Annotated in this window: 17 protein-coding genes; 12 read left to right on the top strand and 5 right to left on the bottom strand. The window is 71.0% G+C overall.

What is annotated here, in order from left to right:
- Nucleotides 1-9: 9 nt before the first annotated feature.
- Both ACN28I_RS14570 and ACN28I_RS14565 read left to right on the top strand, forming a co-directional pair.
- A complete protein-coding gene (locus tag ACN28I_RS14570; protein ID WP_420942637.1) occupies nucleotides 10-1,305 on the top strand; it encodes an amidohydrolase family protein in 1,296 nt (431 codons plus the stop codon).
- Nucleotides 1,302-2,288: a class I SAM-dependent rRNA methyltransferase gene (locus ACN28I_RS14565; RefSeq protein WP_420942636.1), complete on the top strand. Its 987-nt coding sequence runs from the start codon at nucleotides 1,302-1,304 to the stop codon at nucleotides 2,286-2,288. The genes ACN28I_RS14570 and ACN28I_RS14565 overlap by 4 nt, the downstream gene beginning before the upstream one ends.
- 6 nt (nucleotides 2,289-2,294) lie before the next feature.
- On the opposite strand, the gene ACN28I_RS14560 is transcribed toward ACN28I_RS14565, so the two are convergent.
- Nucleotides 2,295-6,107 (bottom strand): ATP-binding protein, encoded by a 3,813-nt coding sequence (locus ACN28I_RS14560; protein WP_420942635.1) that lies wholly within the window; start codon nucleotides 6,105-6,107, stop codon nucleotides 2,295-2,297.
- Nucleotides 6,108-6,236: 129 nt separating this feature from the next.
- The gene (locus ACN28I_RS14555; RefSeq protein WP_420942634.1) at nucleotides 6,237-6,563 is read right to left on the bottom strand and encodes a hypothetical protein; all 327 of its coding nucleotides are present in this window, start codon (nucleotides 6,561-6,563) and stop codon (nucleotides 6,237-6,239) included.
- 310 nt (nucleotides 6,564-6,873) lie between these two features.
- On the opposite strand from ACN28I_RS14555, the gene ACN28I_RS14550 reads away from it, so the two are divergent.
- From ACN28I_RS14550 to ACN28I_RS14530, 5 genes are all read left to right on the top strand, one after another.
- On the top strand, nucleotides 6,874-8,055 hold the full coding sequence (locus ACN28I_RS14550; RefSeq protein WP_420942633.1) for a serine/threonine protein kinase: 1,182 nt from the start codon (nucleotides 6,874-6,876) through the stop codon (nucleotides 8,053-8,055).
- Nucleotide 8,056: 1 nt separating this feature from the next.
- A complete protein-coding gene (gene truA / locus ACN28I_RS14545) occupies nucleotides 8,057-8,851 on the top strand; it encodes a tRNA pseudouridine(38-40) synthase TruA (RefSeq protein ID WP_420942632.1) in 795 nt (264 codons plus the stop codon).
- Between the two features lie 49 nt (nucleotides 8,852-8,900).
- Nucleotides 8,901-9,668, top strand: a complete 768-nt coding sequence (locus tag ACN28I_RS14540) for a hypothetical protein (RefSeq protein WP_420942631.1) — start codon at nucleotides 8,901-8,903, stop codon at nucleotides 9,666-9,668.
- Between the two features lie 182 nt (nucleotides 9,669-9,850).
- Nucleotides 9,851-10,594, top strand: coding sequence for a DUF6310 domain-containing protein (locus tag ACN28I_RS14535; RefSeq protein WP_420942630.1), 744 nt, complete (start codon nucleotides 9,851-9,853; stop codon nucleotides 10,592-10,594).
- Nucleotide 10,595: 1 nt separating this feature from the next.
- Nucleotides 10,596-11,348, top strand: coding sequence for a DUF5953 family protein (locus ACN28I_RS14530; protein WP_420942629.1), 753 nt, complete (start codon nucleotides 10,596-10,598; stop codon nucleotides 11,346-11,348).
- A gap of 317 nt (nucleotides 11,349-11,665) precedes the next feature.
- Here ACN28I_RS14530 and ACN28I_RS14525 read toward each other — a convergent pair whose 3' ends face one another.
- Nucleotides 11,666-12,034 carry a translation initiation factor gene (locus ACN28I_RS14525; RefSeq protein WP_420942628.1) on the bottom strand — a complete coding sequence of 123 codons (369 nt, stop codon included), beginning with the start codon at nucleotides 12,032-12,034 and terminating at the stop codon, nucleotides 11,666-11,668.
- 30 nt (nucleotides 12,035-12,064) lie between these two features.
- The gene (locus ACN28I_RS14520) at nucleotides 12,065-12,508 is read right to left on the bottom strand and encodes a GNAT family N-acetyltransferase (protein ID WP_420942627.1); all 444 of its coding nucleotides are present in this window, start codon (nucleotides 12,506-12,508) and stop codon (nucleotides 12,065-12,067) included.
- A gap of 543 nt (nucleotides 12,509-13,051) precedes the next feature.
- Between ACN28I_RS14520 and ACN28I_RS14515 the strand changes: the two genes are divergently transcribed.
- The 3 genes from ACN28I_RS14515 (at nucleotide 13,052) to ACN28I_RS14505 (ending at nucleotide 18,110) form a co-directional block, all read left to right on the top strand.
- Complete coding sequence (locus ACN28I_RS14515; RefSeq protein WP_420942626.1) at nucleotides 13,052-13,939, top strand: hypothetical protein; 888 nt, start codon at nucleotides 13,052-13,054, stop codon at nucleotides 13,937-13,939.
- Between the two features lie 120 nt (nucleotides 13,940-14,059).
- Nucleotides 14,060-16,783, top strand: coding sequence for a protein kinase domain-containing protein (locus ACN28I_RS14510; protein WP_420942625.1), 2,724 nt, complete (start codon nucleotides 14,060-14,062; stop codon nucleotides 16,781-16,783).
- Complete coding sequence (locus ACN28I_RS14505) at nucleotides 16,680-18,110, top strand: hypothetical protein (RefSeq protein WP_420942624.1); 1,431 nt, start codon at nucleotides 16,680-16,682, stop codon at nucleotides 18,108-18,110. The genes ACN28I_RS14510 and ACN28I_RS14505 overlap by 104 nt, the downstream gene beginning before the upstream one ends.
- Nucleotides 18,111-18,120: 10 nt before the next feature.
- Here ACN28I_RS14505 and ACN28I_RS14500 read toward each other — a convergent pair whose 3' ends face one another.
- The gene (locus ACN28I_RS14500) at nucleotides 18,121-18,339 is read right to left on the bottom strand and encodes a hypothetical protein (protein WP_420942623.1); all 219 of its coding nucleotides are present in this window, start codon (nucleotides 18,337-18,339) and stop codon (nucleotides 18,121-18,123) included.
- 153 nt (nucleotides 18,340-18,492) lie between these two features.
- On the opposite strand from ACN28I_RS14500, the gene ACN28I_RS14495 reads away from it, so the two are divergent.
- Together ACN28I_RS14495 and ACN28I_RS14490 are read left to right on the top strand one after the other, a co-directional pair.
- Nucleotides 18,493-21,654: a tetratricopeptide repeat protein gene (locus ACN28I_RS14495; RefSeq protein WP_420942622.1), complete on the top strand. Its 3,162-nt coding sequence runs from the start codon at nucleotides 18,493-18,495 to the stop codon at nucleotides 21,652-21,654.
- Between the two features lie 283 nt (nucleotides 21,655-21,937).
- Entirely contained in the window at nucleotides 21,938-22,681 is a 744-nt protein-coding gene (locus ACN28I_RS14490) for a helix-turn-helix domain-containing protein (protein WP_420942621.1), read from the top strand.
- Nucleotides 22,682-22,868: the final 187 nt, after the last annotated feature.

Here is a 22,868-nt window from a genome sequence, read left to right as displayed (position 1 = left end):
CGTGCCGGCATGGCCGTCGTCATCGAGGATGGCCTCATCCGCCGCGTCGCCCCCGACGCCGAGGTCCCCGTGCTCCCCGGGGACTGGGAGGTCTCCTGCCGCGGCCGGCTGGTGATGCCGGGCCTCGTGGACTGCCATGCCCACCTCGTGGGGGACCTGCTCGTCCCCACCTCGGGCGAGGTCCTCCTGCACCCGCCCCAGGTCCGGCTGGAGCACGAGCGGCGCCTGGCCGCCCTGCTCACCGCCGCGGACGTGGAGATCCTCTCCCTCTACGCCATGGCCCGCGCGCTGCGCTCGGGCGTCACCCTGGTGGTGGACCACCTCGCCTGCCCGGGGGACGTGACGGGGGCCCTCGATGCCCAGGCCCGTGCCGCGGAGCAGCTCGGCCTGCGGCTGGTGGCGAGCCATGCCACCACGAGCCTCGAGGGGACCACCGAGTCCCAGGCCCAGGCGGAGGCCAATGCCGACTTCGTGCGCCGCCGCGGCTCCCATCCCCTGGTGCGGGGGGCGCTCGGGTTCCACGCCTCGTGGACGTGCGCCAATCCCCTGTTGCAGCGGCTCAGCCGCCTGCGGGAGTCCTCCGGAGCGCCCGTCGTGTTCCACCTCTCCGAGGGGGACCACGACCTGGCCACCACCTGGGAGCAGCACTTCCAGCGGGTGGTGCCCCGGCTGGAGACCTTCGGGCTGCTGGGGCCCCTGTCGGTGGCCGCGTACGCGCGCGCCGTGGACGACACCGAGTCCGTGCGGCTGGCGGAGTCGGGGACGTGCGTGGCGCTCGGCCCCGGGTCGGCGCTCCTCATCGAGCCCAGTGGCCGGGCCCTGGAGACGCTGCATGGGCGCCAGAACCTGATGGGCCTGGGCAGCGCCGGACACGGCAACCTCTGGGACGCCATCACGGCCGCGCTCGTCACGGCGATGGGCGCCGCACGGGGCGCGCGGCTGGTGGACCCCGACGGCGTGCTGGTGCAGCTCTTCGCGGACGGTCCGGCCGAGCTGTGCTCCCGGCTCTACGGCGTGCCCTCCGGCGCGGTGGAGGAGGGGCGGCTGGCGGACGTGGTGGTGTTCGACTTCGTGCCCGCGTTGGATCCCGACAGCGGGCAGGCCCCGTTCCTCCTCGGCCAGCTCGGGCGCTCCCGGGTGGCGTGGAACATCGTGGACGGCCGCGTCACCGTGCGCGAGGGACAGTTGCTCGGCACGGACGAGGTGGCGCTGGCGCGCGAGGCCTCGCTCGTCCTCTCGCGGATGTGGGCGCGGACGCGTATCCCGGAGGCCGCGGCCCACTTCTGGCCGGTGCGCCAGGGATGAGCCCTGGTACCGCCTCCCTGGCGGAGCTGTTGCGCCAGGCCCGCGAGCGCCGTGCCCCGCTGCGCGAGGACCCGCGCACCACGGCCTTCCGGCTCATCAACGGCGAGCCCGATGGTGTCCCAGACGTGACGGTGGACGTCTTCGAGTACCTCCACGTGGTGAGCCTCTACCGCGACTTCTCTCCGGCGGAGGAGCAGGTGCTGCTGGAGGGCGTGGAGGCCGCCTGGGCGCCGCGCAGCGTGTACCTCAAGCGTCGGCCGAAGGAGGCGCGCCACCTGGCCAACGTGGCGAAGGAGCAGCTCGCCCCCGAGCAGGCCGAGCGAGGTGAGCCGGTGGAGTCGCTGGTGGCGCTGGAGAACGGGCTGCGCTTCCTCATCCGTCCGGCGCAGGGGCTCTCGGTGGGCCTCTACCTGGACATGCGCGACACGCGGGCGTGGCTGGCGGGAGAGGTGCGGGGCCTCACCGTGCTCAACCTCTTCTCGTACACGTGTGGTTTCGGCGTGGCGGCCACGGCGGGCGGGGCGAAGCGGGTGCTCAACATCGACGCCAGCCGCCGCGTGCTGGAGTGGGGCGAGGAGAACGCCCGCCTCAACGGCCAGGCGGTGGACCGGTACGACTACGTGGCCGGGGATGTCTTCGACTGGCTCGGCCGGCTGGCGCGCAAGGGGGAGACGTTCGATGTGGTGGTGGCGGATCCGCCCTCGTTCGCCACCACGCGCACCAGCCGCTTCTCCGCCGCGAAGGACTACGCGCAACTGGCCGAGGCCGCCGCCCGGGTGGTGGCGCCCGGAGGCCGGTTGGTGGCGTGCTGCAACCTCGCCACGCTGGAGCCCCGCCGCTTCGAGACGATGGTGACGGAGGGCGTGTCCCGGGCGAAGCGCAAGGGGAGGGGAATGCAGTCCCTGGGCCCCTCGCCGGTGGACTTCCCCACGTCCCCCGCGCACCCGGCCGCGCTCAAGGTGCGGGTGCTCGAGCTGCCGTGAGCGCCTTCAGGACGCCGCCAGGCGCTTGAGCAGCGACTCCAGCACGTCGAGATCCAGCGGCTTGACGAGGTGGGCATCGAAGCCGGCCTCCTTGGATTGCTGCCGGTCCGAGGCCTGGCCGTAACCCGTCACCGCGATGAGCCGGAGGCCCCGGTCCGCGTGCCGCTGACGCAGCAGGCGCGCCAGCTCGTAGCCATCCATGACGGGCAGGCCGATGTCCAGCAAGGCCACCTCGGGCTGGAACGTCTCCGCCATCTTCAAGGCGCTCGGGCCGTCATAGGCCACCTGCGTCTCGCACCCCAGTACCTCGAGCGACTCGGAGAGGATGTCGGCGGCGTCCCGGTTGTCGTCGACGACGAGGATGCGGCCGGGCACGGCGTTGCGCGCGGGCGGTCCCGCTTCGGCCTGGACGGGAGCGGCCGCGGCCTGGACCTCTCCGGCCTCCATCAGCGGCAGCCGGACCGTGAACTCACTGCCTCGCCCCCGTCCCTCGCTGTGCACGTCCACGCTGCCCCCGTGCAGCGAGACCATGCTCTTGACGATGGCGAGCCCGAGCCCGAGCCCCCCCTGCGACCGGTCCAGGGCCTGGCGCTCCTGGACGAAGAGCTCGAACACCCGGGGCAGCGTCTCGGGATCGATCCCCGTGCCGTTGTCGCGCACCCGGACGACGGCCTCACCGCCTTCCCGCACCGCCGTCACCGAGACCCGGCCTCCGGGCTCGGTGTACTTCGCGGCGTTCGTCAGCAGGTTGGAGAAGACCTGCGCGAGCCGTGTCGGGTCCGCGTCCAGCCGCAGGCCCTGCCGGGGCACCTCCACCGTCAGCGTGTGCCCGCGCTGTTCGATCAACGGGCTGGCCTGCTCGATGGCCTTCGCCACCACCGTGGCCAGCTCCACCTTCTCCCGCTTGAGCTCGACCTTGCCTCGCGTCACGCGCGACACGTCGAGCAGGTCATCCACCAGCCGCACGAGGTGCTGGACCTGGCGCTCGATGAGGGTGCGCTCCCGCTCCGTCTCCTCGGTGCCTCGCAGTTGCATGAGCTGCAGCGCCGTCAGGATGGGCGCGAGCGGATTGCGCAGCTCATGGCCCAGCATCGCGAGGAACTCGTCCTTGGCGCGGTTGGCCGACTCCGCTCCCCCCCGGGCGTTCGCCAGCTCGGTGACATCGAAGGCCACGGACACGATGCCTTCCACCCGGCCCGCCTCGTCGAGCATCGGCTGATAGACGAAATCGAAGAAGCACTCCTCCGGCGCTCCTCCGGCGCCGCGGTTGAGCAGCATGCGCACGGACCTGCCGATGAACGGCTCGCCCGACGTGAACACCGTGTCCAGCAGCTCGTAGACGCCCTGGTTGGCCAGCTCGGGGAGGGCCTCGCGAACGCCCTGGCCCAGCACCGGGCGGTTCGAGATGAGCTGGAGGTAGTTCGCGTTCATGTACTCCACGACATGCTCCGGGCCTCGGAGGATCGCGACTCCCACCGGGGCGTGCTGGAAGACCCGGGCGAGCCGCCGGTGGTGCTCCTCCTCCAGGGTTCGCACCCGGGCCCGCGCGAGCTGGGACTCGACCCGCGCCACCAGCTCCCGGGCCGAGAACGGCTTCACCAGGTAGTCATCGGCCCCCGCACGGAGTCCCTCGACATGCGCCTCCTCGCCCGCGCGCGCCGACAGGATGATGACGGGCACGTTCCGGGTGCGCTCCCCGGCCCGCAGCTCCCGCAGCAGGCCGAAGCCGTCCAGGTTGGGCATCATCACATCCGTGAGCACCAGGTCCGGAAGCCGCTCGCGTGCGGCCTCGAGCGCGGCCGCGCCGTCCGCCACCAGCTCCACCGTCCAGCGCTCGGCGAGCAGCCGGCCCACGTACTCCCGCATGTCCGCGTTATCGTCGGCGAGCAGGATGCGGGCACCGGCCACGATGTCCATGACCGGGTGCACCGGAGCGCTCCACCGCGAGGGCTCCACCGACGGCACCTCGGGTGCGCCGGGCAGCCAGCGCAACGCCTCGTTCACGTAGGTGGCGGCTCCGAGCGCCGTGGACTCCCGCGAGCGGCCGGCGGCCACCTGCTCCTTCGGCAGGTGCGCCGTCCCGGCCGGGATGCGGACGGTGAACGCCGTCCCCTGGCCGGGGGTGCTCTCCGCGGTGATGGTGCCGCCATGCAGGCGCACCAGCTCGTGCACCAGGGCCAGGCCGATGCCGGAGCCTTCATGTGTGCGCGAGCGGGCTCCCTGCACGCGGTGGAAGCGCTCGAAGAGGTGGGGCAGCTCGCTCTCGGGAATGCCCGTCCCCGTGTCGCTGATCCGCAGCTCGACGCGATCGCCCAGCCACCGCTGCGACACGTGGATGGCGCCCTCGAACGTGAACTTCAGCGCGTTGGAGAGCAGGTTCAGGACGATCTTCTCCCACAGGTCCTGATCCACGTAGAGCGGCTCCGGGAGCGGAGGACAGCGGACCTCGAACGTGAGTCCCGCGCGCTCGATGGCCGAGCGGAAGGCGCTCGCGAGGCCGGCCGTCAGCTCCGCCAGGTCCACCGGCGCATAGGAAGCCTGGACGCGGCCGGCCTCGATGCGCGCGAAGTCCAGCAGCGAGTTGACGAGCTTCAGCAACCGGAGCGCGTTGCGGTGGACGGTCTCCAGGTTCTCGCCGGTGAGTGCTCGCGTGGGGGAGGCGAGGGCGTCCTCCGCCGGTCCGAGCATCAGCGTCAGGGGCGTGCGGAACTCGTGGCTGACGTTGCTGAAGAAGGCCGTCTTCGCCCGGTCGAGCTCCGCCAGTGCCTCGGCGCGCTGGCGCTCCTCCTCGTAGGCGCGCGCGTTGGCGATCGCGGTCACCACCTGATCCGCCGTCAGCCGGAAGAGTCCCAGGTAGCGGCCGTCCAGCGCGCGGCGAGGGCTGACGCCGGAGACGAGGAACCCGTACGGGTGGGGCTGGCCGGGCCGCGACAAGGGGAGGACCACCGCCCGCTCCGAGGGAATTCCCCAGCGGCCTCCCGGCATGGGCCCGAAGCGCTTCGGGAGCTCCTCGACGACGGCCTCCCGTCCGGTGCGAGCCGCCTCGGCGAACGGCCATCCCCCGGTGTCGCCGGACCTGGCGTCGAACGGCACGCGGGCCGGTCTGCCCGGGCCCTCGTAGCCGTCCAACCCGCTGGCGCTGACGAGCTGGAGCTCCCGGGCGCCCGCATCCAGCAGATAGAGGAGCGAGAAGGGCAGGTCGGCGTCATTCTCCGAGAGGATGTCCATGGCCGTGCGGCACGCCTGCTCCGCGGACTTCGCCTCGGCGGCCCGCGCCGCCAGCGCTCCCAGCATCCGGAGCTGGCGGTCGTCCTGGACCTGCTCGGTCGTCTCGTTCACCGTGACGAGGACGCCGCCCACGTGGCCCCCCTCGGCGGGGACGGGGCTGTACGAGAAGGTGTGGTAGGTCTCCTCGGGGGAACCGCGCCGGTTGATGAGGAGCAGCAGGGACTCGTTCCACGTCCCCTGGCCTCCGTCGAGCACGCTCCGGGCCATGGGCCCGATGACGTCCCAGATCTCGCTCCAGACCTGGAGGGCGGGGGCGCCCAGGGAGGTGGGGTGCTTCTCGCCGAGAATGGGCCGGTAGCCGTCGTTGTAGATCTGGATGAGCTCGGGTCCCCACCACAGCAGCATGGGGAAGCGGTTGCGGAGCACGACGCCCACCATGGTCTTGAGACTCGTGGGCCATCCGGCAACGGGGCCCAGGGGCGTCTTCGACCAGTCCACCGCGCGCACCAGCCTGCCCAGCTCACCGCCTTCCGCGAGACAGCTCTCCTGCGAGTCGGGAACGCGAGGCGGGGAGGGGGAGGGCTGGGTCATTCCGGGTCTCGATACGGCAGGGGGCGCTCTCTGTCCCAGGGGGCCACCGGACGGGAGCGTGTCCAACGTTCCAACGTCCGGTGCCTCGACAGCTTGGGTCCAGGCCGGAGCACTGGCCTGGAGTCCAACCTACCTTCCTCGCCCCGGCACCTTGTTGGAGAGGTCCGGGAACACCTTGCGCCACTCGGGGATGTCGTCCTGGGCCGCCGGCGCGCTGCTCTGCGAGGACCGGGAGCCCTTGGGCGGAGGTGCCGCCGCGGCCTGCCCCTTGGGGCCCTGGCCCGCCGCCCTGGCGGCTTCCCGGAGCTGCTCCACTCCGAACAGGCGCTGGAGGGCGCCAGCGGACCGGCCCAGCTCCTCCATCGTCTCCCTCACGTCCCTCAACTGGTCGGTGCTCGCCTTCAGCCTTCGTTCCAGCAGCTCAAAGGGATGTGCGGCCCCTTCAGCGTTCTTCATGGAATGGTCATCCTCTCGAGAATGCCGCCCCCCCTTCCCGCGGCTCGCGGGTCCGTTCCATGGCAGGGACTTCGGGGGGGCGTCCTACGTGATTTCCCTCAACGTGCTTGTAAATCCCGGCGGGTGCAACAGTTCCGTGCGTCAGAGAGGGCCGCCGGGAGGAGCATGCGGCCTCCATGGCGGCCGGTGTGTTGCCTGCTGGTGAAATCCGCCCGCTTGACTTCGTCAGGCCACGCCCCGGTGATTCCAGGGGTCCGGCGCCGTTGGCCTTGGCCAGGAAGGCCCCCGGGGCGCTATCGTGGCGGCACTGATGTCGCCAGCCGCCCCCCGCGCACCCGTGCAGTTCGGCCAGTACAAGCTCCTGGATCGCCTCGCCGTGGGCGGCATGGCGGAGCTGTTCCTCGCCCAGCAGTCCGGCCCGGATGGCTTCGAGAAGCCCGTCGTCATCAAGCGCATCCGCCCGCACCTGTCGCGGCAGTCGCCCTTCGTGCGCATGTTCCTCAACGAGGCCCGGCTCGCCGCCCAGCTCAACCACCCCAACATCGTGCAGATCCACGACCTGGGGAAGGTGGGCGACAGCTACTACATCGGCATGGAGTACCTCTTCGGCCGGGACATGCGGCGCGTGGTGCCCAAGGCCGAGTCGCTGGGGATTCCCTTCCCCATGGTGTACGCGCTGAAGATCGCCTCGTCCGTGTGCGAGGGCCTCTACTACGCGCACCAGAAGGTGGACCTGTACGGCTCGCCGCTGAACATCGTCCACCGGGACGTGACGCCGGAGAACATCTTCGTGTGCTTCGACGGCACGGTGAAGGTGCTGGACTTCGGCATCGCCAAGGCGGCCAACCGGGTGGAGCAGACGCGCGCCGGTGAGCTGCGCGGCAAGCTCAGCTACCTCAGCCCCGAGCAGTGTCTGGGCAAGCCCCTGGACCACCGCAGCGACATCTTCTCGCTGGGCTCCGTGCTCTACGAGTGGCTCACCGGCTTCAAGCTCTTCACCGGCGAGTCGGACGTGTCCGTCATGCGCAGCATCGTCGATGGCAAGGTGTATGCGCCCTCGTACTTCCGCGCGGACATCCCCGAGCCCGTGGAGACCATCCTCATGAAGGCCCTGGAGCGGGACCGCGACAAGCGCTACCCCACGGCCTGGCACTTCCAGCAGGACCTGGACCGCTTCCTCAACGCGTACGAGTTCACCCCCTCCAACCTCCACCTCTCCAACTTCCTCAAGCAGCTCTTCCTCGACGAGCTGGAGCAGGAGCAGCAGCGCCTGCGGCCCAAGGAAGCGCCGTTCTCCGCGCCCCCGCCCACCACGCAGCCGGAGCTGGAGTCCGTGCTGCCCGTGGAGGAGCCCTCGGGCAGCGAGCGCATCGTCGCGGTGCCCGTCACCGCCGCGCAGCTCGAGTCGCTGGAGTCCCTGGCCCGCAAGCACGGCGTCCCCGTGGGCAGGATGGTGGGCGAGCTCCTCTCGGTCTGGCTCAAGTACCGCTGACATGCCCCGCCTCAAGCTGACGCTCGAATACGACGGCACCCGCTACGTGGGCTGGCAGGTGCAGCCCAATGGCGTCTCCATCCAGGCGCGGATCGTCCAGGCGCTCGAGCAGTTGCTCGGTGAGCGGGTGGACGTGGTGGTGGCCGGCCGGACGGACTCGGGGGTGCATGCCACCGGGCAGGTGGTGTGCTTCGACACGCCGCGCACGCTGCCCCTCAAGGCCTACGCGAGGGGGCTCAACGGGTTGCTGCCCGAGGACATCGCCGTCGTGCGCGCCGAGGAGGTGCCGCCCGAGTTCGATCCGCGCCGCTGGTCCCGCGGCAAGCGCTACCGGTACCGGGTGAGCAACAGGCCCTCGCGCTCGCCCCTGCGCCGCCTCACCCACTGGGAGGTGTTCGCCCCCCTGGACGTGGAGGCCATGCGGCGCGGTGCGGCACACCTGCTGGGCCGGCACGACTTCTCCGCCTTCCGGGCCGCGGACTGCCAGGCCGCCCATGCCCTGCGCGAGGTGCGCCGGGTGGACCTCCAGGGCACCTCGGGCGACGAGCTCTCCATCACGGTGGAGGGCACCGCCTTCCTCAAGCACATGGTGCGCAACCTCGTGGGCACCCTGGTGGAGGTGGGCAAGGGGCGCCGTCCCGACGCCTGGGTGGCCGAGGTCCTCGCCTCGCGCGACCGCAAGCGCGCCGGCCCCACCGCTCCGCCCCAGGGGCTCGTCCTGGAGGAGGTCTTCTATGGAGACGGCCCGCCTGCTCGCACCCCGGGCGTCATGGCGGACGGGGAAGACGACGAGTGAGGACTCCCAGTGCGTGCCGGGGCCGCGCTTGAGCTAGGCTGCCGTTCCCGTGAGCACCCAGAAGAAGACCGTCCTCGAGCCGCTGCGCCTCCGCCTCCGCCGTATCCAGTTCACCGTGGGGCTCGGTTTCCTCGCGTTGGTGGCGGGCACCGTGCTGACCTCGGCCGTGTCCCTGCGGCTGGCCGGCCGTGTCGGGGCGCTGCCTTCGTGGGCCATCGAGTTCCTGCTCGCCCCGGTGCTGCGGCACCTGTGGGTGCTCGCCGCGCTGCCGGTGCTCTGCTACGGCGCCGCCCGCATCATCGAGCTGAGTCCGTGGAGCACCGCGATCGGGGCCGCGGCCACCGGCCTGTGCTTCACCCTCGCCATCGAGTTCACGAGCAATGGCGTCGACGGGTGGATGGCCTCGGGCGGCCTGTCCCTTCTGGCGGAGCTGGCGGTGGTCGCCGGAGGCGTGGTGATCACCAGGCGAGCCGTGGTCCGGGGCCGGGCCGACGCGGGCAAGCAGCAGACGCAGGCGCAGGAGAAGGCCAGCGCGCGCCAGGACGAGTACGCCGAGTTCCTCCGGGATGCCGAGCTTCGCGGGCGAGAAGATCGCCCAGCGCGAGGCCGCGAAGGCCGAGGGGCAGGGGGCTCCCGTGCAGTCGCTGCCGTTGCCGGAGCAGCCCGTGGCGCCGGCCGCGCCCACCGAGGAGGGCGCCGGGCAGAAGCCCCAGGGCGAACCGAAGGCCCCCGCGGCCTGAGGGGGCGTGGCTATCCCGGGTCCAGGGCTCAGGTGCCTTCCTCCCACCGCTTCAGCCGGATTGGTTGGAGGACGTAGCCATGCGTTTCAGAGCGTGCATCGCGCTTCTGCTCTTTATCTCGGCCTGTGCCACGTCAGCGCCGAGCCCAGGAGAGCCAGCGGCCCGGGACCCGAGGCTCGCCCACCTCCAGCGAGCGGCGAAGCTGCCCTGGACGGACGGGGGGCAGTGCGCTGTCCGCGAAGCTTCTGAGCCCTGGCCCGTGCTGGTGGAGCAGTGCTTTCATACCCTCGACCATGACCGGCTCGAGTTTCACGACCCCACGGGACGATGTGCGGTCGCCTCAGCGGATGCCGCTGCCGTGGGAATCGGGTTCTGCGTCCTGGCGGCACCGGAGATCATCGCGGGGGCGGTGATCATCACGGGCATGGTGGTGGTGGGCTTCGCCATCAAAGAGGCCCTGGATGCGTATGAGCTGAAAAGGGGCCGCCCCGAGGTACGACCCGCGCCCGAAACGCGGCCCGTGCCTGAAACAAAGCCCGCTCCGCAGGAACCCTCACCTCAAAAAAGGCCCGAGCCGGAGCCAAAAGGGCCGGATTTCCCCCCTCTGGGGCCCATCGAAGTCACGGAGCGAGACCGCCGCGCCAGGTGCGAGCCCATCCCCGTGCCGCACCGAGGCGGACATGACGAGCACAACAAGTGTGCCGACAGGATTCCGAACAACAGCTTCCCCGGTTGGGATGTGCTCGTGAATGGGAAGAACTTCGACGCGCTGCAACTGGACACGCGTACGCTGTGGGACGTCAAAACGGATGTTTTTGACAAGCACGATTCTCGATCCCAGGATTTCTTTATCAAAGTGAAGCTGCCGGAGATAAGGCGCGAGAAAAAGCTCGCCGAAGCATGCGGATATAAATTTTCCGTCGGCGTGCGTAGCAAAGCACATCTGACCGCTCTGCGCGCGGCGGAACCTTCCCTCACGGTCGTTCTCATGGATTGGTGTTGAGATGTCAGCCACACAAGACTACCTCCGCCTCATTGTCTATGCGCCCGCGCTCGTGGGAGGCGATGGGCGCCCGCTCTCCATTGTTCGCGGAATGGAGCGTGCGCTTCCCGGCTTGCGGCTGGAATGGACGACTTCTGAAAAAGGAGACCTCATTGCATTGCCTGACCGTGATGAATGGGTCGCGGCAGATACGACAGATGGCGGGTTTCCATTCCTTTGCAATGACGATGACGACAACCTCATGACGCTCACCGGTCTGGAAAATCCGGGAGACCCCTGCGATCAGCCACAGTTTGAAGTCTTCGCGAGGCTGCCGCTCAATGCGGCGGCGACCTCGGCGGCAGTGGATGTATTGGAGGCGGTAGCGGAGGGCGCACGCGCTCGGTGGGGGCATCTGACACCTTTCCTCGCGGCGGTAGACATTGCCGAGCAGACGGCGCCTACATTGGCCGGTCCGCCGTCTCCCCCACGGGGATTGCCAGCGCTCAAGCTCTCCAACAAGATCCGCTCTCCTGAGATTCCGCATCGCCTGGGGTGGTTGAACTACTGGTCTGCCGATGCCGCACGGGCCATCGGTTTCCCGGACCCAGCCCGCGACGCGGACTTGCTTTCGCGCTCACGGCGTACCGCGACGGGCGGGTGGGTTGTCTGGCTCACCGATGCGCCGCTCGACTTGGACAACTCCGCGCACCTGGATGCGCTCAAACAGGCCTACGAGCGATTCCCGAAGATTGGCGGGCGCGCCACCCCTTGAGGCCCGGCACGGCTCGCAGTGACCGTGCTCATGGTCCCGTCTTCGGGCTCACCGGGATGGAGACCCCAGGCGTCAACGACCCTGACACATGGGGCGGTGATCCACGCATCCTCGTTAGGAGTGGTTTTAACTCAAGGCGGCGGGCAACCTCTGTTGGAGGCGGCGGGAATCGAACCCGCCGCTGGAGGCTCCCGGCGAACTTGCTCCAGCGGATGTCCAGGCGCGCGGGCGGTACCACACCCGGCCCGAAGCACCATCAACACGGCCGTGCAGCGACCCTCGGCACGCCCCCGCGGGTTCAGAATCCAGCCAGTAGGCTAGCCATGGACCACGCGCTGCACTCCCCGGCGTAGCAGGAGATCCGGCAGCTTGAAGCGCTGATCTTCCCGCAGCACCAGCCGCTCACCCTCCACCGCGCCGGTACACGCCAGCCCCCGCTGCAAGGCCTGGAGCCACTCCTGCAACCCCGCCGCGGGCAGGCTCAGCCCCTCCACCACCGTCACCTCCTGGCCCGCGCGGTCCGTCTCGAGCCGCACCACCACGCGCTCGGGTCCTCCCGGTGGAGGCGTCTCGGGGAAGTCCTCCCGGCGCAACTGGGGCCTGGTGGAAGGCAGGGTGTCTCGCAGCGCCTCGAGCCGGGCGAACGGGTTGTTGAAGCCCTTCTCCTTCGGGTCCTGCTTCGCCATGGTCACCTCCCGCGTGCGTGCTTCAACGTGTCAGGTGGGCAGCTCGAGTGTCCGGGACGAGCCCACGTGCCGGAATCCGAGGCGCTCATAGACCCGCCGTGCCGGGTTGCCGTCGCTCACCACGAGGCTCAGGGCGGGCAACTTCGCCTGGGTCGCGAGCCACAGGGCTCGGCGCAGCAGCGCGGCCCCGGCCCCGGCATACCGGGACGCGCGATGCCGGTACACCTCGATGACCCATGGGCCTCCATGGGGAGGGCTCCCCTCACGAAGGGTGATGAGGCAGACCCCGGCCACCGCTTCTCCATCGAGCGCCAGCCCACTGCACGGCAGGAGTGGACCCAGCACCTCCCCAGCGAGAATCCGGGCGATCTCCTGCCGTGCCTCCTCGGGGGTCCACCCGAAGTGGTCCGGGTGCCCGGGTGGATAGGCCGCGAGCAACAGGGGGGCCAACGCCTCGGCGTTGTTCCGTTCCACACCGGTCAGCCGGAGGCCCGCCGGTACTTCCGGGGTAGCCCAGGAGGAGGGCGCGGGTGCGGCCCGCAGGTCACGGGAGTACCCATGCGCATGCCGCAGGACCCGGGCGCCCCGGCCGATGAGCTCCCGTGCCCAGGGCCTCATCCTCCGTGGCGAGGACCCAGCCTCGCAGGGTGGAGCGCAGCACGTCGGAACACCGGGCCGTGTCCACGTCCGGCATGCGCCAGGCGAGATCCGCACAGGGCCGGCCCTCGCGGGTGACGGGCGTATGGGTGAGGACGATGCTTCCCCTCTCGTCCCGGACGGTCTCGCGTGGGAGTCCCGCGTGGGCCCAGGGGTCTCCGGGCACTGTCCTGTTGTTCGCGCTCGAGGTGCCCGCTGCCGGAGGAGGGTCCGAGCCCTCGCTTCGCTCCACTCCCCGTGCACCTGGCTCGTGACTTCCCGCTTGTGTCTGTCTTGCCATCCGAGTCCCCGCCGAGCGCCATCACAACCGTGCCGATCGTGCTCCTTCCCCATGGACGGTTCAACCTTCAGGGGGCCAGCGTGTCGCGAGGGCGTATCTATTACGGTATCGGTGTCTTCTTCGGGCTGCTGCTCCTGTCCTGGGTGTTCTTCTTCCTGTCCTTCCTCCGCAAGGCCCGCTTCTTCCACCCCACGGGGGTGGTCTATTCGGCCAGGGCCTATCCGGCCCCCGGGCTCGCCTCCGTCGCGGGCGTGGAGGTGGCCGAGCGGCTGTCCGGTTGCGCCCTGGTCCGCTTCTCGGGCGGCATCTTCAAGCAGAAGGGCAAGGACGTGAGGACGGACTCGCTCGGGATGGGGCTGCGCTTCCATGGCCAGCCCGGGCCGTGCTCCACCAATGCTCCCGGCGGGCAGGATCTCTTCCTCGTCTCCTTCCACTCCTTCGGCGCGATGGCTCAGGACATCAAGGCCACCAATCCCCATGACTACCTGGCCAATACCTACTGGGCCATCACTCCCTATGAGGTGAAGGGGCTCGGCCGGGTCTCGCTGCGCATCACCGCTTCCGGCGCGGGCGGGTTGGGCGAGGGGCGGGGCGAGCGGCTCGAGGACGCGGTGCGGGCCGGTGCGGCCAGTCTGCGGCTCGAGATGGCTCCGTGGGGGACCAACGACTACCAGCCGCTCGCGGATGTCCGCCTCGACAGCCGGGTGGAGCTGGAGGACGAGCTGCGCCTCACGCCTCATGCCGCGGGGCGCGGGCTGAGTCCGATCGGCTTCCTGCAGGGGCTGCGGGTGTTCCCCTATGCCGCGAGCCATCTGGCGCGGCGGCTCCGCCAGGGGGCGCCCCGGCGCGCCAGCGCTCCGGACACCCGGATCGCCCTTCCAGACCTGGGGGCGAGCCCACGCGCGAACGTGGACACATCATCTGTCTTCTCGTCCCGGGACGTGCGCCGGGAGCGCCGGGTGAGCTGAGAGGACACGTCGACCCTCCTGCCTGCTTCGTTGCCCGGTGCCCACCGGGTCCATAGCTTTCCAAGGCGGGCAGGCAGGGTGCCGGAGAGGGATCCGTCGAGGGGGGCGCGGGAGAGTGCCATGCAAGGTGGCGATGAAACTGCTGACAGGCCCATCGGCTGGCAGCCGGAGGCGTCCCGGCCCGATGAGTTCCTGAGTGGGCTGTCCGGGGAATCGGACCTGGACGACTCCTTTCTACGGGAAGTGGCCCATGTGCCGGTGCCCCTGCGCAGGCCCATGCCGGGGGAGCGGCTGGGAGGCCAGGACGGCCACCGTTTCAAGCTCCTCGAGGAAGCTGGGGCGGGAGCCATGGGTTGGGTCCTGAGTGCCTGGGACGAGCAGTTGCGGCGGGAGGTGGCCCTCAAGTTCCTCGTGCCGCGCGAGGAGCTGGCGGGCCTGGCGCTGGCGGAGGCCCGGGCCATCGCCCGGCTGGATCACGAGAACATCGTCCGCATCTTCGATGTCGCCGAGTGGGCCGGGCGCCCGGATGAGCCTCGCATCCCCTACCTGGTGATGGAGCGCTTGGAGGGTGAGTCGCTCGCCCTCGTGATGCAGCGGGAGCGGCCCGGGCCGCGGCGCACGCTGGAGATCATGATGGCCGTGGCCGCGGGGCTGGCGCACGCCCACGAGCACCACATCGTCCACCGCGATCTCAAGCCCAGCAACGTCATCATCACCCGCAGGGGCGTGGTGAAGCTGCTCGACTTCGGGCTGGCGTACCTCCTGGACCCGACCACCGCGCTGGCGCCGCGCCTGCCCATGGCGGGCACGCCGCCCTACATGGCGCCGGAGCAGTGGCGGGGCGAAGCGTTGGACGAGCGCACCGACCTCTGGGCCACGGGCGTGTTGCTCTACGAGATGCTCACCGGGGAGCTGCCCTACCTGACGGCGAACCTGGAAGAGCTGCGGGCCCGGGTGCTGTCCCCCGAGCCCGTGCCCCTGTTGCGCGAGCGCCACCCGGAGCTGCCCTGGGAGCTGGAGTCGCTGCTGGCCGTGATGTTGGCGAAGGATCCCTCCCGGCGGCTGCTCTCCGCGGCCGAGCTGCAGGACGAGCTGCGCGAGCTGGAGGAGCACCTGCGTCCCGGGCGCAAGCAACCGCGCCACGTGGCACCCCAGCGGCGTCAGGTGACGCTGGTGGCGTGCAAGCTCCAGGGGCTCGCCAGCCTCGCGGGAGGAATGGACGCCGAGGACTTCGGCGAGTGGGAGGCGGCCTTCCATCGCGGTTTCTCCAAGGTCATCCAGCAGCATGGCGGTTTCGTCACCCTGTGCATGGGCGACGAGGCGTTGGCGTGCTTCGGCTATCCGGTGGCGCGCGAGGGGGACTCGGAGCGCGCCGTGCACGCGGGCATGATGCTGGTGCCCTCCATCCGCGAGGCGCTCGCGGAGCGGATGCCGAGGCAGGAGCGGCTGGAGTTGAATGTGCAGGTGGGCATCCACACCAGCATGGTGATGCTGGACGACCTGCCCCAGGAGCTGCGGGGGCGCACGCCGGGCATCCAGGGTGAAGCGCCGAAGGTGGCCTCCTGGTTGGCGCTCCAGGCCGGGCCCGACGAGGTGGTGCTCAGCCACGAGGCCCACGCGCTGGTGCAGCGCGCCTTCGAGACGCAACCGCTCGGTGCCCGCGTCCACGAGGGCGCACGCAGCCTCCGGGTGTACCGCGTGGCGGGCGTGCGCCGGACGGTGTCCCGGTTCGACCGGACGCTGGCCGTGGGCGGAGCGCTCACCCCGCTGGTGGGGCGGGAGCGGGAGGTGGAGGAATTGCTCGCGCTGTGGACGCGGGCCCGGGCGGGGGAGGGGCGCTTCGTGCTGCTCTCGGGCGAGGCGGGCATGGGCAAGTCCCGGCTCATCCAGGCGCTGCGAGAGCGGCTCGGCCGGGAGCAGGCGCTGACGCTGCGGTTGCAGTGCTGGTCCCAGTTCTCCACCAGCGCCTTCCATCCCCTCATCGAGGCGTTGCAGCGGCTGTGGCTCTCTCCGGAGCGCGCCCCGCGGGAGAACCTGCGCCTGCTGGAGGAGTGGCTGGCCCCCTGGGAGCTGAAGCCCGTGCAGGTGCACCTGCTGGGCTCGCTGCTGTCGCTGCCGGTGGAGGAGATGCCTCCGCACCTGCGGCTCACGCCGGAGCGGCAGATGGAGGAGTTGCTGGATGCGCTGGGCACGCTGCTGCTGCGCGTGGCCGCGGTGCACCCGGTGCTCCTGGTGGTGGAGGATCTGCATTGGGCCGACCCCTCCACGCTGCGGATGCTGGGCTCGCTGATGGAGCGGCTGGGGAAGGCGCGGGTGCTCGGGGTCCTCAGCGCCCGGCCCGAGTTCCGCCCACCCTGGCCCGCGCGGTCGGGGCTCCACCGGCTCTCGCTGGAGCGGATGCCGGCGGAGAGCACGGCGCGGCTGGTGAAGGAGGTGGCGCGGGGCCGGGCGTTGCCCGAGGCGGTGCTGGAGCAGCTCGTGGCCCGCACGGACGGCATTCCCCTCTTCGCCGAGGAGATGACGCGCATGCTGCTGGAGGGCGGGGCGGCGGCCTCCATCCCCGTCACGCTGCAGGAGTTGCTGCTGGCCCGGCTGGACACGCTGCCTCGCCGCCAGAAGGAGCTGGCCTGGTGGTGCGCCGTGCTGGGCCGTGGCTTCACGCGCGAGCTGCTCGTCACCGTGACGGGCCTGCGCGAGGCCGAGCTTCCGCAGGGACCTGGCCGGGCTGGTGGCGGCGGGGTTGTTGCAGCGCTACGACGAGGGCTCCGGGCCCAGCTACCAGTTCCGCCACGCCCTCATCCAGGAGGCGGCGTACCAGTCCCAGACGCGCGGCGTGCGGCGTGAGCACCACCGGCGCATCGCGCTCGCCCTGGTGGAGCACTTCCCCGCGATGGTGGAGGGCCGGCCCGAGCTGCTCGCCCATCATTATATGGAGGCCGGAGAGGTGAAGCCGGCCATCCGCGCCTGGAAGCAGGCGGGGCTCCAGGCCAGCCGGCGCTATGCGAACCAGGAGGCGGTGAGCCACCTCACCCAGGCGCTGAAGCTGCTGCGAGGCCTGCCGGATGCCGCGTCCCTCCTTCCCGAGGAGCTGGAGTTGCTGATCGCCCTGGGCCTACCGTTGGTGCAGTTGCAGGGCTACCACTCGCCCGAGGTGGCGCGGGTGTATGCGCGCGTGCGCGAGCTCTTCCACCAGGTGGGCGAGGGCGTGGCCCGGAGGGAGCTGTCCTACTGGGGCGCCTACTCCTACTTCTTCACCCAGATGAAGTTCCAGGAGGCGCAGGAGATCGCCGAGCTGCTGGTGGACCTGGGCCAGCGCCAGTCCAACCGGGAGCTGCTGGTGATGGGGCACCGGATGATGGCCACCGACTTCTTCACCTGGGGCGACATGCCCAGCGCCCTGGCCCACATCGAGCAGGCCCTGGAGCAGTCCGAGGAGCCCACGCTCGAGCACCACCGGACCCTCGCCCTGAAGCAGGTGATGAACCCGCGGGCGATGGCCCTGGTGTTCAGCTCCGTGATCCACTCGGTGCTCGACGAGCAGGACGTGGCCCGGCGCCATGCACACGAGGCGCTGGTGTTGGCCGGCAAGCTCGCCCATCCCCACACGTGTGCGGGCGTGTTCACCTACGCGGCCGTCGGCGCGCAGATCCGCCGCGAGCCCCGGCGCACCCTGGAGTGGGCGGAGCAGGGCATCGCGCTCGCGGGCGAGCACCGGTTCCGGCTCTGGTTGTGGTGGTCCACCCTCTTGAAGAGCTGGGCCCTGGCCGAGCTGGGGCAGGCCGAGGAAGGACTGGCGCTCATGCACCGGGCCCTCGAGGAGTGGAAGCGCTCGGGCTTCGTGATCGGCACCCTGCACAACTCCGCCATGCTCGCGGACATCTACCTGAAGCTGGGGCGGGCGGAGGAGGGACTGGCCGCCATCGAGCACGCGCTGGCGCCCGAGAAGCTGCGCGCGGGCGAGACGAGCTTCGAGTCCTATGCACACCTGGTCCGCGCCCAGCTCCTGGTCCTGCGCGGCCGGGCGCCGGAAGCCCGCGAGGCGTTCCTCCGGGTCCTCCAGGTGGCGCGCAGGCAGGGCGCGCGCATCTACGCGCGGCGCGTCCTGACGGAGTGGGGAAGGTGGCTCGAGCGGCCGGAGCCGCGGCCCGACGAGTCCCTCCCGTACTCCTGAGCCCCGGCGCTCACGGCACGCGGCGTCCTACCAGCCGCGTGACGATGTCCTGGAACTCATCGGGGCCGATGTCGAGGCGCTCCACCACGTACCCGTAGAGCATGGCCGTCGGCACCGAGCGGCCCCCGCGCTCGCGCTCGAGCTGGTGCAGCGTGTGGAGGATGATGCGCTCGGCCCGGGTGAGGCCGTCTCGCACGTCGGGGATGTGGTCGCGTGGATCTCCAGGCACTCGCGTCGTCTCCGGGCCTCCAGCCTACGTCAGCTCCCCAGGTGGGCGAGCCAGCTCCTTCTCCGCACGGGGCTGGCCCGTCTTCCCCCGTTTCCGGGGTAGCCAATCCTCCACACCTCGGGTGAGAATGCGGGGGCACATAGGGGAAAGCCCATGGCTGACAGCCCGATCGACGACAGCATCTGCCCCGAGGAAGGCTCCGTACGCGAGGCCTTGTCGGGACGGTTCCCCGAGGTGGAGGTGGCGCGGCTGCTCGCGCACGCGGAGAAGTGTCCCTCGTGCAGCCGGCTGCTGGTGCGCAGTGGCACCCTCGCCTCGTCGGAGGATGTGCCCACCAACGTGGTGGCCTCGCCGGCTCCGCTGGCCGAAACCCCTCCCGAGGAGCTGCTCCCGCGCGGCGCCACCGTGGGCCGTTACATGGTGCTCGAGAAGCTCGGCGCCGGCGGCATGGGCGTGGTGTACGCCGCGTATGACCCCGAGCTGGATCGCAAGCTCGCCCTCAAGCTGCTCCACCCGGGCTCGGATCAGGTGGAGAAGAGCGGCGGCCAGGCCCGGCTGATGCGCGAGGCCCAGGCCCTGGCGCGGCTGGCCCACCCCCACGTCATCTCCCTCTTCGACGTGGGGACGTGGGGCGAGCGCGTCTTCCTCGCCATGGAGCTGGTGGAGGGGCCCTCGCTGCGCGACTGGCTCAAGCAGGGGCCGCGTCCCTGGCGCGAGGTGGTCGAGGTCTTCATCGCCGCCGGACGGGGGCTCGCGGCGGCGCACGCGGCGGGACTGGTGCACCGCGACTTCAAGCCGGACAACGTGCTGCTGGGCAAGGACGGGCGGGTGCGCGTGCTGGACTTCGGCCTGGCCCGGCAGGCCTCGGCCACCCTGGAGCCCATGCCACCGCTCCCGGAGCTGCCCCCGGAGATGCCCCTGCCCGAGCGGAGCGGCTCGCCGCTGGACACGCCCCTCACCCGGGTGGGCCTCGTCATCGGCACGCCGGCCTACATGGCGCCGGAGCTCTACAGCGGGGGCATCCTCGACGCGCGCTCGGACCAGTTCAGCTACTGCGTGTCCCTCTACGAGGCCCTCTACGGCGAGCGGCCCCATGGCCGGACTCCAGGCCCGCCTTCCACCTGGCGAACCCCGGAGCCACCCCGAGACGCACGGGTGCCCGCCAGCCTGCGGCGGCTCGTGCTGCGCGGGTTGGACCCCAAGCCCGAGCAGCGCTTCCCCTCCATGGAGGCGCTGCTCGAGGCGCTCGGCCAGACGCTGCCCATGCGCCAGCGCCACTGGCTGGTGGCCGGTGGCCTCCTGTTGCTCTCCCTGGGCGTGGGGCTGCCGCTGCAGATGCACAACGCGGCCGAGCAGCCCTGCCGGGGTGGCGCCCGCCATCTGGAGGGGCTGTGGGACACCTCGCGCAAGGAAGCGCTCGGCCAGGCCTTCCGCGCCACCGGCAAGCCCAACGCGGACGAGTCCTGGACGCGCACGGCGCAGGTGCTGGACACGTACTCCCAGGGCTGGGTGTCCATGCACGCCGAGGCCTGCGAGGCCACCCGCGTCCGCGGCGAGCAGTCCGACGAGGTGCTCTCGCTGCGCATGGCCTGTCTGGAGCGGCGGCTGCACGCGCTCCAGGCCCTCACGGACGTGTACTCCCGCGCCGACGCCCCCCTGGTGGATCAGGCCGCGAAGGCCGCCCACGCGCTGCCCCCGCTGGATGGGTGCGCCAACGTCGAGGCCCTGCGCGCCACCGTCCGCCCGCCGGAGGACCCGGCCACCCGCGAGAAGGTGGCGCGACTGCGGCTGCGGCTCGCCGAGGCGCGGGCCCTCTTCGACAGCGGCCAGTTCAAGCCCGCCCTGGAGCGCATCCGGACGCTCGCCCAGGAGGCCGAGGCCCCGCGCTACCGCCCCCTGCAGGCCGAGGTGCTCGAGCTGCGCGGCGCCCTGGAGGAGAAGGCCGGGGAGTTCGTGGCTTCCGAGGCCTCGCTGCGGCAGGCGGTGTGGGCCGCGGAGGCCGGCCGCCATGACGAGGTCATCGCCTCGGCGTCGGCGCGGCTGGTGCGCTCGGGGATGCTCCAGGCGGAGTTCGAGCAGGGCCGCGAGTGGGCCGAGCACACCCGCGCGGTGCTCGAGCGCATGGGCGGGGATGACCGCATCGAGGCCTTCGTCACCAACGCGCTGGGGGCCATCCTCCTGCGCGAGGACAGGATGGACGACTCCCTGGAGCACTTCCGCCGGGTGGTGGCCCTGCGCCAGAAGGTCTACCCGGCCGAGCACCCGGAGGTGGCGGCGGGCTTCAACAACCTGGGCGCCGCGCTCATCAAGCTGAACCGGTACGAGGAGGCGCGCCAGCAGCTCGTCCAGTCGCAGGCCATCTACGAGAAGGCGCTGGGCCCCACGCATCCGGAGACGGGCAACGCGCTGCACAACCTGGGGCGCCTGTCCCAGAACCTCGCGGAGGACGCGGCGGCGCTGCGCTACTTCCAGGGCGCCCTGACGGCACGCGAGGCGGGCCTGGGGCCGGAGCACCCGGAGGCGGCCTCGACGGTCAATTCCATGGCCGACAGCTACTGCGATCTGCGCCAGTACGCCGAGTGCCTCGCCGCCGCCGAGCGGGGCCTGGCCATCCGCACGAAGGTCTTCGGGCCCAAGCACACGGAGCTTCCGGCCAGCCTGCTGCGGGTAGGGGAGGCGCTGGAGGGCCTGGGCAGGAAGGCCGAGGCCCTGGAACGCTTGCAGCAGTCGCTGAAGTTGGCGGAGTCGCTCCAGCCGCCCTATGTCCCCGACGTCGTCTACGCCCTGACCCACCTCGCCGAGGCCCTGCGGGCGCGAGGCCGCCGCGCCGAGGCCCTTCCGCACCTCCAGCGCGCGCTCGCCCTGGCGGAGAAGGAGATGGGCCCGGAGTCCTTCGAGACCGCTTCCGCGCTGGAGGGACTGGCCGCCTGGCACCTGGAGGGCGGGCAGCACAAGCAGGCCCTCTCGCACTACCAGCGGGCCCTGGCCCTGCGGGAGAAGGACAGCCCGCTGGGGCACCCGGATCTGTTCGAGCCGCTGGCGGGCCTGGGCAGGTGCCACCTGGCGCTGAACGCTCCGGCCCAGGCAGTGGCCGCGCTGGAGCGGGCGGTGGCGCTGGCGGGCTCCCCGCGCATCGCCCCGGAGACGGCGGCGGACGTCCGCTTCCTCCTGGCCCGGGCCCTCTGGGACGCGGGCACGGGCCACGAGCGCGCGCGGGAGCTGGCCACCCAGGCCCACGGCGCCTTCCTCCAGGCGCACAAGGCCCCCGAGGCTTCCCAGGTGACGGCCTGGCTGGCCTCGCACGGCGGCCGCTGAGCGCGGAGGACCCGGGAGGCGCTCCAGGCGCTCGCCAGGCCTGGCTGGCCTCCCGGCGGGGCATGGCATTGACAGGACGTCCGTTAAAACGGATATTGCGTTCGTCCGTTCCTACGGACATGGTTCCGCTATCGGAGAAACCATCTGTCATGAGCTCGGCTGCCGAAGTGATCAATCTCGATGAGTTCCGGAAGCGGCGTGAGTCCAGGCCTTCGTCGACTCGGTCGCCCGCCCCCATGAGCCTCTGGACGCCGGTGTGGGTGTGGGTCATGGTCTGGCCCACGTGAAATCGGTCCGGGAAAACACCCCTCCCACGGCGGAGGACACAGAAGCGACGGCCCCCGCCGCGAAGGGCAGGGGCAAGAAGAAGGAGCAGGGGGCCAGGAAGGTGGAGGCTCCCCCGCCCGAGGCCCCGCCCTCCGAGGAGGAGTGGGCCTACGAGGTGGCGCACGCGGATGCGTCGACGGACCTGGCGCCCATCGTCGGCCGCAACCTGCGCCGGCTGCGCACCCAGCGGGGCCTGTCCCTGGAGCGGCTCGCCAAGGCGTCCGGGGTGAGCCGGGCCATGCTGGGGCAGATCGAGCTGGGCCAGAGCGCGCCCACCATCAACGTCATCTGGAAGATCGCCCGGGCGTTGGGCATCCCGTTCTCGGCGTTGATCAGCACCACGGCCCAGAGCGGCACGCGGTTGATGCGCACCGCGCAGTCCAAGCGGCTGGCGTCCCATGATGGGAGCTTCAGCTCGCGGGCGCTCTTCCCGTTCGACGAGCCCCGGCGCGTGGAGTTCTACGAGCTGCGGCTGGCCGCGCACGCGGAGGAGCGGGCGGACGCGCACCCGCCGGGGACGCTGGAGAACCTGGTGGTGACGGCGGGGACGGTGGAGATCGACCGCGACGACGAGCACCACGTGCTGACCACGGGAGACGCCATCCTCTTCGAGGCGGACGTGGCGCACGTCTACCGCAACCCGGGCAACACGGAAGCGGTGATGTACCTGGTGATGACGTACGCGGAGACGGTCGGCTAGGCGCTTGCGTGCCTAGGCACCGAGCAGTTCCGACAGGGGTCCTGGAGCGATCCGCGTCGGTCCTTCCGCCCCGAAGGTGTTGAAGCCGGTATCGCCCGAGGCGTGGCCCAGGGTGTTGAACAGGTTGGACACCTGGCGATTCCGTGCCTTGCCTTCGGCCGGATACACCACGGTCCGGCCATCCGTC

Source organism: Archangium gephyra (assembly GCF_049060025.1).
GTDB lineage: Bacteria > Myxococcota > Myxococcia > Myxococcales > Myxococcaceae > Archangium > Archangium gephyra_A.
Note: the sequence above shows the minus strand (reverse complement) of the source record. Positions and strands in the feature narration are given on the sequence as shown.

What these genes read in the sequence shown, in the direction of transcription:
- ACN28I_RS14560 (WP_420942635.1), bottom strand. Translation starts at nt 6,107, where the DNA reads ATGACCCAGCCCTCCCCCTCCCCGCCTCGCGTTCCCGACTCGCAGGAG.
- ACN28I_RS14565 (WP_420942636.1), top strand. Translation starts at nt 1,302, where the DNA reads ATGAGCCCTGGTACCGCCTCCCTGGCGGAGCTGTTGCGCCAGGCCCGC.
- truA (WP_420942632.1), top strand. Translation starts at nt 8,057, where the DNA reads ATGCCCCGCCTCAAGCTGACGCTCGAATACGACGGCACCCGCTACGTG.
- ACN28I_RS14510 (WP_420942625.1), top strand. Translation starts at nt 14,060, where the DNA reads ATGCAAGGTGGCGATGAAACTGCTGACAGGCCCATCGGCTGGCAGCCG.
- ACN28I_RS14555 (WP_420942634.1), bottom strand. Translation starts at nt 6,563, where the DNA reads ATGAAGAACGCTGAAGGGGCCGCACATCCCTTTGAGCTGCTGGAACGA.
- ACN28I_RS14525 (WP_420942628.1), bottom strand. Translation starts at nt 12,034, where the DNA reads ATGGCGAAGCAGGACCCGAAGGAGAAGGGCTTCAACAACCCGTTCGCC.
- ACN28I_RS14530 (WP_420942629.1), top strand. Translation starts at nt 10,596, where the DNA reads ATGTCAGCCACACAAGACTACCTCCGCCTCATTGTCTATGCGCCCGCG.
- ACN28I_RS14495 (WP_420942622.1), top strand. Translation starts at nt 18,493, where the DNA reads ATGGCTGACAGCCCGATCGACGACAGCATCTGCCCCGAGGAAGGCTCC.
- ACN28I_RS14570 (WP_420942637.1), top strand. Translation starts at nt 10, where the DNA reads ATGGCCGTCGTCATCGAGGATGGCCTCATCCGCCGCGTCGCCCCCGAC.
- ACN28I_RS14550 (WP_420942633.1), top strand. Translation starts at nt 6,874, where the DNA reads ATGTCGCCAGCCGCCCCCCGCGCACCCGTGCAGTTCGGCCAGTACAAG.